The sequence below is a fragment of the Asaia platycodi JCM 25414 genome (assembly GCF_000614545.1).
Lineage (GTDB): Bacteria > Pseudomonadota > Alphaproteobacteria > Acetobacterales > Acetobacteraceae > Asaia > Asaia platycodi.
Map to the genome: position 1 here is coordinate 1 of NZ_BAKW01000003.1, position 13327 is coordinate 13327.

Annotated in this window: 10 protein-coding genes and 2 pseudogenes; all 12 read right to left on the reverse strand. The window is 60.1% G+C overall.

Annotation, left to right across the window (positions count from 1 at the left end):
• Positions 1-214: 214 nt before the first annotated feature.
• The 12 genes and pseudogenes from recQ to pdhA all read right to left on the reverse strand — a co-directional run bounded on the left by recQ (position 215) and on the right by pdhA (position 13225).
• Complete coding sequence (gene recQ, locus JCM25414_RS03280; protein ID WP_025840715.1) at positions 215-2056, reverse strand: DNA helicase RecQ; 1842 nt, start codon at positions 2054-2056, stop codon at positions 215-217.
• A 29-nt stretch (positions 2057-2085) separates the two neighbouring features.
• Positions 2086-2481: an OmpA family protein gene (locus tag JCM25414_RS03285; RefSeq protein ID WP_025840716.1), complete on the reverse strand. Its 396-nt coding sequence runs from the start codon at positions 2479-2481 to the stop codon at positions 2086-2088.
• 98 nt (positions 2482-2579) lie between these two features.
• Positions 2580-4109 carry a thiol reductant ABC exporter subunit CydC gene (gene cydC, locus JCM25414_RS16645; RefSeq protein WP_242403316.1) on the reverse strand — a complete coding sequence of 510 codons (1530 nt, stop codon included), beginning with the start codon at positions 4107-4109 and terminating at the stop codon, positions 2580-2582.
• Complete coding sequence (locus tag JCM25414_RS24380) at positions 4109-4279, reverse strand: hypothetical protein (RefSeq protein WP_242403317.1); 171 nt, start codon at positions 4277-4279, stop codon at positions 4109-4111. The genes cydC and JCM25414_RS24380 overlap by 1 nt, the downstream gene beginning before the upstream one ends.
• Entirely contained in the window at positions 4276-5982 is a 1707-nt protein-coding gene (gene cydD / locus JCM25414_RS03295; protein ID WP_025840717.1) for a thiol reductant ABC exporter subunit CydD, read from the reverse strand. The genes JCM25414_RS24380 and cydD overlap by 4 nt, the downstream gene beginning before the upstream one ends.
• A 301-nt stretch (positions 5983-6283) precedes the next feature.
• A complete protein-coding gene (locus JCM25414_RS03300) occupies positions 6284-6604 on the reverse strand; it encodes a hypothetical protein (RefSeq protein WP_025840718.1) in 321 nt (106 codons plus the stop codon).
• 131 nt (positions 6605-6735) lie between these two features.
• Positions 6736-7197, reverse strand: a complete 462-nt coding sequence (locus JCM25414_RS03305) for a type II toxin-antitoxin system RatA family toxin (protein WP_025840719.1) — start codon at positions 7195-7197, stop codon at positions 6736-6738.
• Entirely contained in the window at positions 7198-8181 is a 984-nt protein-coding gene (gene lipA, locus JCM25414_RS03310; protein WP_408734867.1) for a lipoyl synthase, read from the reverse strand. It abuts the gene before it with no gap.
• Between the two features lie 8 nt (positions 8182-8189).
• Complete coding sequence (gene lpdA / locus JCM25414_RS03315; RefSeq protein WP_025840721.1) at positions 8190-9593, reverse strand: dihydrolipoyl dehydrogenase; 1404 nt, start codon at positions 9591-9593, stop codon at positions 8190-8192.
• Positions 9594-9596: 3 nt separating this feature from the next.
• Positions 9597-10841 (reverse strand): annotated as a pseudogene (locus tag JCM25414_RS16650) (pyruvate dehydrogenase complex dihydrolipoamide acetyltransferase).
• Between the two features lie 12 nt (positions 10842-10853).
• A complete protein-coding gene (locus JCM25414_RS03325) occupies positions 10854-12200 on the reverse strand; it encodes a pyruvate dehydrogenase complex E1 component subunit beta (protein ID WP_025840722.1) in 1347 nt (448 codons plus the stop codon).
• 3 nt (positions 12201-12203) lie between these two features.
• Positions 12204-13225: pseudogene (gene pdhA, locus JCM25414_RS16660) on the reverse strand (pyruvate dehydrogenase (acetyl-transferring) E1 component subunit alpha).
• Positions 13226-13327: the final 102 nt, after the last annotated feature.

A 13327-nucleotide genomic window follows, 5' to 3' on the forward strand; every position in this document is an offset into this window, starting at 1 on the left:
CCGCCACTACCCAATAAACGGGATGAAGGACCGGACATTTTTTCTCAGACCCGACCGTGCATGATGCCGGAAGTAACAAGCGCGGTTACGTTTCTGTCTCCTCGAGCTCGGTCATGTCCGTCTGGCTGTCCGATATTGCACGGCAGACGAGATTGTCGGCATTTCGACACGACACGCCTTGCGTCAGACGTCGAGCGGGCTCACCGAGAAGCAACTAGGTCTCAGACAGAACTTCGATGACCGCGTCACCGTAGCGTTTGAGCTTCGACGCCCCCACGCCTTTGATCAACGACAGCTCTTCAACACTCTCCGGGTTCTCGCGGGCGATCTCTGTCAGAACGGCATCGTGAAAAATGACATAAGGGGGTATTTCCTGCTCTCGCGCTTCGTCGCGCCGCCACTGACGCAATGCGTCGAAGCGATGACGCTCCTGTTCGTCAAGGGAGTCTACCAATGTGGAGGCGGACGCCGCTCGGCCTGCGCTTGCAGCAGGCTTGAGCGGATCCACACGCAGACGCAGGCTCTCTTCACCGCGCAAGAGGGGACGTGCAGCGTCGACATCCAGACCAAGTGCGCCATGCTCGCCGCTCATCCTGATCGCGCCGCGCGCGATCAACTGGCGAATGACGCCGCGCCACCATTGCTCGGAATGCTCCTTGCCCACACCGAACACCGTCAGATGCTGATGGGCATGGCGCTCGATGGCCTCGGTCAGCTTCCCGCGCAGGACCGTCGTGAGATGCACGGCGCCGAAACGCTGGCCAGTGCGATAGATCGCTGAAAGTACTTTTTGTGCCGCCTCAGTACCATCGAAAGTCTGGGCGGGACTGCGGCAATTATCGCAATGGCCGCAAGGCGTCGAAAGCGCCTCACCGAAACAGGCCAGAAGTGCCTGAGTACGACAACCGACTGTTTCTGTCAGCGCGATCATGCTTTCGAGACGCGCCTGCATGACGCGTTTTTCGGTATCTGGCGCCGTCGATTGTTCGAGCCAGTGACGCGCACGGGCCATGTCTTCACCGCCATAAAGCAGGAGCGTATCCGCAGGCTCGCCGTCACGGCCGGCACGACCGATCTGCTGGTAATAGGCCTCAGGCGAGGCGGGCATGTCCAGATGGACCACGCAACGCACATCGGGACGGTCGATCCCCATGCCGAAAGCGACGGTTGCAACAATCACCATCGGTTCGCCACTGCGAAACCGCATTAATGTTGCGTGTTTCTCCTGAGACGACAGCCCGGCATGATAAGGCAGCGCGTTGAACCCTCGCTCCCTCAAACTCTTCGCCATGCGTTCAGTCCGGTTGCGACTGCCGCAATAGACGATTGCCGCATCTTCGCGATGAGGCGTGAGCGCATCCTGAACCTGTTTCGTCTCCGACCCTTTGGGCGACGCTGCGAGAAAAAGATTGGGACGGTGAAAGCTGGACGTTAGGCGTCTCGCTTCAGGCATACCCAACGCCAGCAGGATGTCGTCCTGCGTGCGTGAATCGGCAGTCGCCGTGAGCGCGATGCGCGGCACACCCGGAAAGACGCTCGGCAAATCGGCCAGAGCGCGATATTCGGGCCGGAATTCATGCCCCCATGCCGAGACGCAATGGGCCTCGTCTATGGCGAGTACCGAAACCGGATTACGCGCCAGCCAGCGGGCGGTACCGGGTGAGACGAGACGCTCGGGCGAGACATATAGAAGATCGATACGTCCCTCTCGCAGATCGGCCCGTGTCTGGTCGAGGCGATCGGAAGGAAGTTCGGAATGGAGTGCTGCGGCATTGACGCCAAGCTGACGCAGGGCGGCAACCTGATCGTCCATCAGCGCAATCAGCGGGGAGATGACGATACCCATACCTGGGCGGCACAGCGCAGGAACCTGATAGCAGAGGCTTTTACCGCCGCCGGTCGGCATGATGACGAGCACGTCCTCACCCGCCATGACCGCACTGATCACGTCTTCCTGCTGGCCACGGAATGAGTCGAAGCCGAAGACGCGATTCAGAACCGCGTCAGGCGTCTCGCATCCATCGATGCCTGAGGAAGAGGGGTCAATGCCGGTCAAAGAGCGGGGTTTGTCGTGCGACTGAGGAATCAGGGCGTGGAAGGATCGACTTCGATCGTCACCAGACGCGAGGCAACACTGGCATCCTCGTTATTCTTGGGCGGATGGGCGATCTGCGTGATTTGCGCCCCGCCGACACCGGCCTTGGTCAAGGCCGCCGCAACGACCTTCGCGCGTTCGACAGAAAGCATCTCATCGGCGGAGAGATTGCCATGCGCCCCTGAATGACCGATCACTTCGACGGTCTTGGCGTGGTTATCGCGCGCATCAGCCGCGGCCTTGTCGATAATGGCCTGGGCCGTTGGCGAAACAGAGGTCGAAGCAGGTTCAAAAAAGACAGGGTAACGGTCGCGATCGGCCCCGCTTGTACAGGCCGAAAGACCTGCGAGGGTGCAGACCGACAACATCACAGGCAGACGACGCATCATTATTTCCTTTTCGAATCGCCGTGACATCCACGGGGCCGTATTTCTGTCACTGCCGTGTGACACTCTTTCCGTCAAGCAGACCGCTCTCACGCCGTTCACAGCGGCAGCGGATGCGCCTTGCCGCCCTCGAGCCGCCAGGCATGGTCAAGGCTCTCAACCCCCGTCAGGCGATGGGCGATGAGAATGACCGTGCGCCCCTGCATCGTACGACCCAGCGTCTCGAGAAAAGCGCGCTCGGTCGCCGAATCGAGCCCGGTCGCTGGCTCGTCGAGCACCATGACAGGCGCATCCTGAAGCAGGGTGCGCGCCAAGGCGATACGCCGCCCCTGCCCGCCCGAGAGCCGCGCCCCGCTCTCACCGATCCAGCTGTCGAGCCCATCGGGAAGAGCCTGCACGGTTTCGGCGATCTCGGCTCGCTCCAACGCGTCCCACAGACTCGCATCATCCACATTATTGCGTCCGAGCAGCAGGTTATTGCGAATGGTGTCGGCAAAAAGATGCGTCGACTGGGAAAGCCAGCCGATGCGCGATCGCAGACTTTCGGTGTCAAGCGTATCGAGCGTATGCCCCCCAAACAGGATCTCCCCCCGCTCGGGCGTCGTGACCTTGAGCAACAGGGCTGCGAGACTGGATTTTCCTGCCCCCGAAGGGCCGATCAACGCCACATGCTCGCCTGCGTGAATCGTCATGGAAAGTCCATCAAGCACGGGCCCCCGGCTGCCCCCCCACCGGAAATGAACATCGCGCAGAACAATATCTCCCCCCTCAGGCGCGGCGCATCCCTGTGCAACGGGAGCATCCTGGTCCGCAATGGCGACAACGCGCTGCGCCGCCTGGCTGACCTGCCCGGCGAGAACGCTGGTACGCGCCAGGGTGGCGACAGACTCAAAAACCGTACCCGTCAGAAAGACCAGCGCGACGCCGGACAGAAAGCTCACCCCCAGCCCGGCAATACCGGCGAGGGCCAACAGAATAACCGACAGTGCCATCTGCCCGCACAGATAGGACAGCGCTCCTGCCCCGGCCATCGCCCTTTGCTGCGCGCGCTGAGCCCCATGCAATCGCGCTTCTTCTCGCGTGATTCGCTCGGCCAGACGACCTTCACCTGAAAAAGCGCGAGCCTCGCGCAAGCCTGTCGCAAGATCGAGCGCCGCAACACGCAATGAGGATTCCGCATGACGCATGTCGCCGCTTCGCTTCGCGGCCAGATGCGCAGCCAGAAACGGAATCAGCACAGCCGCAATGACAAAAAGTCCGGCAAGCAACGCGCCGAGACGCCAATCCTGCCTGCCTGCCATGAAGGTCAGAACAGGCAACGAAACCAGAATACCCAGCGCAGGTACGGCAAGGCGCAGATAGAGATTATCGAGAAGCTCGATATCGCCCACCAGACGGTTCATCAAATCGCCTGCCCGACGGAAGCCGAGCCCCGCTGCGGCGCCCCCGGCGAGGTGAGTGAAGAACCAGACACGCAGCGCAGCGAGCGCACGGAACATGGCGTCATGCGCGAAAAGGCGCTCGGCATAGCGCAGCAGAATACGCGCCCCACCAAACAAACGCAGCACCCCGAACGCAAGCGTAGCGCCAATGGCGAGTGCCGAGACACCGAGGCCCGCATTCCACATCAGGCAAGGCTGCTCAGCAGAGCCAGAGCCGAAAGCAGCAGACCAAAACCAAGCCTGCCGTAGAACGGTCGCCAGACACCTAGAATGCGACGCAATGCCCCACTATTCCGGTGCAACTCGGCCTGGCGCCGCGCCGTCGTACAGGGTTTAGCCTTCATGCTGTCGCTCATGCGCCAGGCTCCGCTGTTACAGACCGACCGAGCCGTAGCGATTGCGTCCCGAGCGCCTTCATCGCCGCAGAGTGAGCACTGAGAATGACAGTCCTTCCCTCGGAAAGACGACGCAGCGCCTCGATAATCTCAGCCTCGGTTTCCGGGTCGAGATGAGCGGTCGGCTCGTCAAGCAGCAGCAGCGGTGCGTCCTTGAGGTAAGCGCGGGCAATCGCCACGCGCTGGGCCTGCCCGCCCGAAAGCCCGAACCCACCCTCGCCAATAACCGTGTCGAGGCCCTCTGGCAGATCTTTCAGGAAATGATCGATCGCTGCCGCCTCGATTGCACGCTGCAAGCGGGTCTCGTCGGCGTCAGGGCGCGCGAACAGCAGATTATCGCGCAGGCTGCCTGCAAAAAGCACTGGCTTCTGGCCGATCCAGGCAAGATGGCGCGCAATATCGCGGCCTCGCAATGTTGCGATGTCGCGGTCATTGAACCGGATGGTCCCTGCGCTCGGCTTGATAAAGCCAAGCAGCAACTCGATGAGCGTCGACTTGCCAGCGCCAGACGGACCATCGAGCACGAGAATGTCACCCGGCGAGACCGAAAAATCGAGATTTTCGAAAACATAAGGCGCCGTCTCGGTCCATCGATAGGACAGGCCTTCTGCCTTGACGGTCACGACCAGAACCGGCGGGATGAGATCAGATCTGTCTTCCTCACCCAGCAGAGTTTCACCATTCTCGATCGCCTCCATGGCCTCAGCAGCACCTGCCGCATGGGCGCGATCCTGATAAGCCAGAGCGAGCCCCCGGAACGGGGCAAAAAACTCCGGCACGAGGAAAAGTGCAAAGAGCGTCTCGGTGAAATGAGGAGCAGGATAGATGCTCGGCGCCGCAAAAGCGTCGATATGAATGAAATGCCCCTGTGTGAGCACAATCATGATGATCGCAACCACCATGGCGATGTCGATCGCGGCCGATGAGAGAAACGCGATGCGCAGGATCTTCATGGTGCGTTTACGAAGATCGTCGGCGGCGCCTGACAAGGCACTGGCTTCACGATCTGTCGCGTTCGAGAGAACGATCGTGGCTATCCCCCTGATACGGTCGAGGAATCGCGCCTGCAGACGAACCATCGCGAGAAACTGGTTGCGTGAGGCCAGAGCCGCCCCGATACCGAAAACAGCCTGAGAAACCGGTACGAGCGTCCCGCACACAGCCAGAATGAGCGCCGCACGCGGATCAACCACGAAAACAGCGAGCAGCACGAAAGCAGGAAACACCATCCATGTCATTGAGGCGGGAAGCCACCGGGCAAAATACCCGTCGAGCACTTCAATACGATCGACCAGAAGAGCGGCGATTTCGGCTGAATGCTGACGACGCAACAGCGCGGGACCGATACCGATCACTGAATCCAGAACGGAACGACGCAGACGTTCTCTGGCGGCGATACCGGCGCGTGCGGCCAGATTTTCCTGAAAATAGAGACAAAGGGCACGACAGGCCGAAAGTGCGGCGAACGCAGCGACAAGACCGAGCACCTGAGCCCCGCGTGTCTGGAGCAACGACCCGATGACAGACGCCAGACACCAGGCCTGACCGATGCCGATCAGCGTGTTGAAAGACCCGACAGCGACGACGGGCAGCGCCGCACGTCTGGCCGGGCCGGATTGCTGCCGGACCCAAGCCCGTACCAGTTTCTTGTCTACACCGCTCATGATGGGTGGATATAGGCAATCCGGGCACGAAACGGTAGAGTTTCACCTGAGAGATTGCAGAACATTTAGACGTCTCCCCGTGTCAATGCGCCGCCATTTTTTGGCTTTCCGACCTGTACAGGATCTGCCTGACCGAAGAACTCCATGTCGCGCGACTAATATGCCCCGCCTTCCCGCGCCGTTGGTTACGAGAGAAAATCAAACAGACGGCACGAAAAAAAGAAACCCCGACGCAAAGCGACGGGGTTTCCCGGCATCTCTGAGCGACTTCAGAAGCCGCTGCCAAAGAGGATATTGTGCCTTACTGGCCCGAGCTGGCTGGCATCGTAGAAGACGGCATCTTCATCGAAGGGTCCATCGGCATAGGAGCCGGTGCCGGCGCGGTTGCGCTGGCGGCGGGCGCTGACATCGGAGCCGTTACGGGAACCGGCGTCTGGGCTTGTTGCAGGCTGCGGGCGTTCAGATCTTCGGTTGCTTCAGAGCCCTTTGCCGCCTTGGCGCCCTTCTTGTGCATTTCACTCTTGCTGGCATGAGCCTTGTGCGGCGCATGCTTGGCGAAAGCAGGAGTTGCAACGACGAAGGTGGCAGCCATCAGGGTGGCGCACAGCTTGGAAAACTTCATGTCTCTTCCTTCCGATAGTCTCAGATCTGAAAGCTCCACCCAAGCAAACCGCTCGAGAGGAAACTTTTCAACGACCACAGAACGTAACGGAGCCGATGCGGTTGCGCGTCTTTTTAAAAACGAGCGCGTGATCAGTCGCGAATAACCGCACCGAGTTGGGAAGACACCCCGTAGATATCGCGAGCACGCTTGATGAAGGCCGAAACCATCAGGCGAACACCTTCATTAAAGACAACACCAATTGCGTTTTGAAGCAGGCGCGAACGGAACTCGAAATCGACAAAAAAATCCACCAGACAGCCACGGGCGTCTGGCGTGAAGGTCCAGACATTATTCAGATAACGAAAAGGCCCCTTCTCGTAGCGCACGCGAATGCGGTTGGGTCGCTCCAGCGTTACGCGGCTGGTGAAGGTTTCGCGAAAGGGCCCGAAACCCACGGTAAGATCGGCAACCAGTTCCTGCTCGGTCTTGGATTTGATTGTCGCCTTGACGCACCACGGAAGAAATTGCGGATAGGCACCCACATCGGCCACGAGATCGAAAAGCTGTTCAGGACTGTAAGCGATCAGCCGTTGCTCGGCATGGGTGGGCATTTACTGTTTCTCCGACTGGAGCGGGTCGAGCCCCAGCCTGTTTTGCCTCGCCTCTCTGAGTGCGGCGAAGTCGGAATCGGCATGGTAGGAAGAACGCGTCAGTGGGCTGGCGCTCACCTGCAGGAAGCCCTTGGCTCGCGCCAAGCGGGCATATTCATCGAACTCATCGGGAGTCACGAATTTCGCAACACCGGCGTGTTTGGGCGTTGGCTGCAGATACTGGCCCATCGTAATGAAATCGACATCGGCGATGCGGAAATCATCCATGACCTGCGCCACCTCCATCTTCTCCTCTCCGAGACCAAGCATTACGCCGGACTTGGTGAAGATCGACGCATCGAGCGCTTTCACATCATCCAGCAGACGGACGGACTGGAAATAACGCGCGCCCGGACGGATTGACGGATAGAGACGGGGAACGGTCTCGATGTTGTGATTGAAGACATCGGGCTTCGCCTTGACCACGACTTCGAGTGCCCCCGGCTTGCGCAGGAAATCTGGCGTGAGAATTTCTATCGTGGTCGCAGGCGAGGCCTCGCGAATGCGGGCGATCGTCTGAGCAAAATGCAGCGCACCGCCATCGGCCAGATCATCGCGATCGACAGAGGTGATCACCACATGACGCAGGCCGAGCTTGGCTACGGCCTCTGCGACGCGCTGGGGCTCGTCGCCATCCAGTGCCTTGGGCATGCCGGTCGTGACATTGCAGAAAGAGCAGGCGCGCGTGCAGATCTCGCCCATGATCATCATGGTCGCATGACGTTGCGACCAGCATTCACCGATATTCGGGCAAGCCGCTTCCTCACAGACCGTGACCAGCCTGTTATCGCGCATGAGCTTGCGCGTCTCCTGATAGACGGGGCTGTTGGGCGCCTTGACCCGTATCCAGTCTGGTTTGCGCTGGATCGGGTTGTCGGGCCGGTTGGCCTTCTCAGGATGACGGAGCGAGGCCGGCTTCCGATGATCGATGGTGATGCGCTGCATGGTCATGACTAGAAGTGGAGTGCTCCACCCCAGGCTGCAAGGACCGATTCATGCATCGTTTCGGAAATGGTCGGATGCGGAAAGACCGTCTCCTTCAATTCCGCCTCGGTCAGTTCGGACGTCCGTGCGATCACATAGCCCTGGATCATCTCTGTCACTTCGGCACCGATCATGTGGGCGCCGAGCAATTCGCCGGTTTCCGCGTCGAAAATGGTCTTGGTCAGACCATCGGGCTCGCCCATCGCAAGCGCCTTGCCATTGGCCATGAACGGGAACCGGCCAATCTTCAGCTTGCGCCCTGTTGCCTTCGCCTTTTCTTCCGTGAGACCGACAGACGCGACCTGCGGACGGCTATAGGTGCAGCCCGGAATATTGAGCGCATGCAGCGGCTCAGGATCATGGCCTGCAATCTTTTCAACGCAGATCACACCTTCATGACTTGCCTTGTGGGCCAGCCACGGCGCACCGGCAACATCGCCAATAGCCCATAACCCCGGCTCACCCGTGCGGCAGAACTCATCGACGATGATATGGGTCTTGTCGATCTTTACCTTGGTCTTTTCGAGACCCAGATCCTCGACATTGCCAACAATACCGACAGCAAGAATGACCTTATCGACCACGAGATCATGCGTGCCAGAGGCCGTAACGATCTGGGTGGAGACCGTGCCGTCCTTCTTGTTCAGAGGGCCGACCTTGGCACCGGTCAGCACCCTGATCCCCTGCTTTTCGAAGGATTTCTGTGCCATGGCGCTGATTTCGGCGTCTTCGGCGATCATAATGCGGTCGGCGACTTCGGCAATGGTCACTTCCGCGCCCATATTGCGATAAAAAGACGCAAATTCCACGCCGATCGCCCCGGAGCCAATGACCAGCAGACGCTTGGGCAGTTCCTTCGGCACCATCGCTTCGCGATAGGTCCAGACCAGATCACCATCGGGCTCGAGCCCCGGGAAGTGACGAGCGCGAGCGCCTGTCGCCAGAATGACATCGGGCGCCGCAATGCGCGTCTGTTCCGCGCCATCCTTGCTGACCGATACCACATGGTCCTTGCCGTCACGTCCTGCCAGTTTGGCACGACCGTCGAACACCTTGACCTTGGCCTTCTTGAGCAGGCCGGACACGCCGCGCGAAAGCTGACGCGATACGGCACGCGAGCGGGCAACGACCTTTTCGAGATCGAAGGTCACCTTCTCGGCGCTGAAACCGAATTCCGCCAGATTATGCAGCTGATGGTTCAGCTCAGAAGCGCGCAACAGCGCCTTGGTCGGGATGCAGCCCCAGTTAAGGCAGATACCGCCAAGATGGGTGCTTTCGACAACAGCGACATTCTTGCCAAGCTGTGCGGCACGCAGGGCGGCGACATACCCGCCCGGACCGCCGCCAACGACGATCAGATCGAATTTGTCCATGGCTCAGATCACCAGACGATAGGGGTTTTGAACGATGTCGCGCAGCGTGTTCAGCCACTGGGCGCCCAGCGCCCCATCGACCGCACGATGATCGACGGAGAGCGTGGCCGTCATGACTGTCGCAACTGCCAGCTGATCTCCACGCACGACAGCGCGCTTTTCACCCGCCGCAATGGCCAGAATACCGGCCTGAGGCGGGTTGATGATGGCCGAGAACTCGCGCACGCCGAACATTCCCATATTCGAGATCGAGAACGTACCGCCCTGAAACTCTTCCGGCTTCAGCTTGCCGTCGCGGGCACGCTTGGCCAGATCACGGGCCTCTGCACTGATCTCACGCAGCGATTTACGATCGGCCTGACGGATGATCGGGGTGATCAGACCATCGGGAATGGAAACCGCCATCGATATGTCTATATCGGGGAAATGCAGTGTTTCGGCTTCGGTGAACTGCACGTTCAAACCGGGGCAGCTACGCAGGGCGAGCGCCACAGCTTGATCATCATGTCATTGACCGAGATCTTGAATTGCCCCTCGCCTTCGCTCGGCGAGGCAGCATTGAGCTGGCTGCGCAAAGCGAGCAGCGCGTCGAGTTCGATATCCACGGCCACGTAGAAATGCGGCACATTCTGCTTGGACTCGCTCAGGCGGCGCGCGATGACCTTGCGCATGGTCGAATTGGCAACGCGCTTGACCTCTGCCGGTGCGGCGATTGCGGCTTCGGCCTTCGCAGGCGCAGCGATCTGAGCGTTCTCGACATCGCGACGCAGGATACGGCCATTCGGGCCAGTGCCTTTACGCCAGACAGATTGAGCCCCTTTTTGGCGGCGATGCGGCGCGCGAGAGGCGAGGCAAAAACGCGCTTGCCTGCTACAGGAGCCGGGGCGGGCGTCGATGATGGCGTGGCAGGTGCCGGCGCTTGGAAGCCTCGTTCTGAGCGGCCGTCTGCGGGGCGGGCTGTGCCGCTTTCGCTGGAGCAGTCTCGGCGAGATCGGGCACTGCCTCGCCTTCTTCGACAAGAATGGCGATGGGGGAATTGATCTTCACCCCTTCGGTGCCTTCCGGCACGACGATACGGCCGAGAATGCCCTCATCGACGGCCTCGACTTCCATCGTCGCCTTGTCGGTCTCGATCTCGGCAATCAGATCGCCGGACTTCACCTTGTCGCCTTCTTTCTTCAGCCAGCGCGAGACCGTACCTTCGGTCATCGTGGGCGAAAGCGCGGGCATCAGGATATTGGTAGCCATGGTCGCAGCCCCTCAGAACAGTTTGCGAACCGCGTCCACTACCCAGTCAGGCTGCGGAAGCGCATGTTTTTCGAGATTGGCAGCGTAGGGCAGCGGAATATCGAGACCGCAGACGCGCGCAGGCGGGGCATCGAGATAATCGAATGCCTGTTCACACGCCACGGTGCAGATCTCGGCGCCAATACCGGCCACGGGCCAGCCTTCCTCGACGGAGACGATGCGGCTCGTCTTCTTCACGCTGTTGATGATCGTCTCGGTATCGAGCGGTCGGATCGTGCGGAGATTGATGACCTCGGCCTCGATCCCCTGCTCTGCCAGCTTCGCCGCAGCTTCAAGCGCCACACCGACCATGATCGAGAACGCCACCAGCGTAACATCCTTGCCTTCACGTTCGATCTTCGCCTTGCCGATCGGCAGGATGAAATCCTCATCGACAGGGCACGGAAATTTCTGCCCGTAAAGGATCTCGTTTTCGAGCACGATGACCGGGTTCGGGTCGCGAATGGCCGCGCGCAGCAGACCCTTGGCGTCTTCAGACGACCAGGGAGCCACCACCTTCAGTCCCGGCACATGAGCATACCAGCTGGCATAGCACTGCGAATGCTGCGCGCCCACGCGGGCAGCTGCACCGTTCGGACCGCGGAACACGATGGGGCATCCCATCTGGCCACCCGACATGTAGAGCGTCTTGGCTGCCGAATTGATGATATGATCGACGGCCTGCATCGCAAAATTCATGGTCATGAATTCGACAATTGGCTTGAGACCCGCCAGCGCCGCTCCAACCGCCATGCCCGTGAAGCCATGCTCGGTGATCGGCGTATCGATAATGCGCCTTTCGCCAAATTCATCGAGCAGGCCCTGGCTGACCTTATAGGCGCCCTGATACTGCGCGACTTCCTCACCGAGCAGGAAGACATCGTCGTCACGGCGCAGCTCGGCGGCCATCGCATCGCGAAGCGCCTCACGAACGGTGATGACCGAGGTTTCTCCCCATTCACGATCCGGCGTTGCCACCAGCTCCTGCGGCTTCTGAGGGGCCTTTTCCTCAACAGCAGTCTGGGCTGGCGCGGTCTGGGCCGCTGCGGGACCGTTTTCGAGCGCCGAGATATCCTCGCCCTCTTCGGCGATGATCGCAATCTGCGTATTCACGGCAACGTTTTCAGAGCCTTCCGGCACCAGGATTTTCGCCATGATGCCGCTATCGACGGCCTCGACTTCCATCGTGGCCTTGTCAGTCTCGATCTCGGCGATCACATCGCCCGAGTTGATCTTGTCACCCTGCTTTACCGTCCATTTGGAAAGCGTGCCTTCGGTCATGGTAGGCGAAAGAGCCGGCATGAGAACAGGAGCGGCCATAACTTACGCCTCCACCAGAATATCGGTCCAAAGTTCGGAGAGATCGGGCTCGGGGCTGTTCTGGGCGAACTCGGCAGCGTCATTGACGATCTGCTTCACCTCGACATCGATCTCCTTGAACGTCTCGTCACTGGTGCCCTTTTCGGACAGCAGCTTGTGCAGCGCTTCGATCGGGTCTCGCGTGCGGCGCATCTCTTCGACTTCTGAGCGGTCGCGGTAGCGTGCAGGATCGGACATCGAGTGACCGCGATAACGATAGGTTTCCATCTCCAGCAGGAAGGGCCCCTTACCCGCACGGCAATGGGCGACGGCTTCCTGAGCGGCTTCATGCACCGCAAACAGATCCATACCGTCCACCTTGCGGCCGGGGATCTTCCAGGGGGCGCCGATCTCGGAGAGATTATGAGCCGCAGCACTTGAGCGCTCGACGCTCGTGCCCATGCCGTAGCGGTTGTTCTCGATCACATAGATGCAGGGCAGCTTGTGCAGGGCGGCGAGATTGAAGCTCTCATAGACTTGCCCCTGCTGGGCCGCACCCTCGCCGAAATAAGCCACGCCCACTTCATCGGTGCCACGGTATTTATTGGCAAATGCCAGACCCGTACCGATCGCCACCTGGGCCCCCACGATGCCATGACCGCCGTAGAAATTCTTCTCGCGCGAGAACATGTGCATCGACCCGCCCTTGCCGTGCGAATAACCGTCCTTGCGACCGGTCAGCTCGGCCATCACGCCACCGGGCTCATGCCCATCATCAGCATATGGGCGTGATCGCGATAGGAGGTGACAATCTTGTCGCCTGGCTTCATGGCCAGAGACATGCCGACAATCACGGCTTCCTGACCGATATAGAGATGGCAGAACCCGCCGATGAGCCCCATGCCGTAAAGCTGTCCGGCTTTCTCTTCAAAACGGCGGAGCAACAGCATATCGCGATATGCCGTGCGAACGGTCTCCAATGGCAGGATCGGTCCGTTATGATCCGCGAGCGGCTGAGCCGCCCCCTTATGGGCTTTACCGGACATGCTGAGTATCTCCTGAGCCTGGCAGCTGCGACAAGCGCAATTCAGGGACCGGTATTTACCAGTCCCGTTGCGCAAGTCCACAACCTAAGCTGTTAATATGTG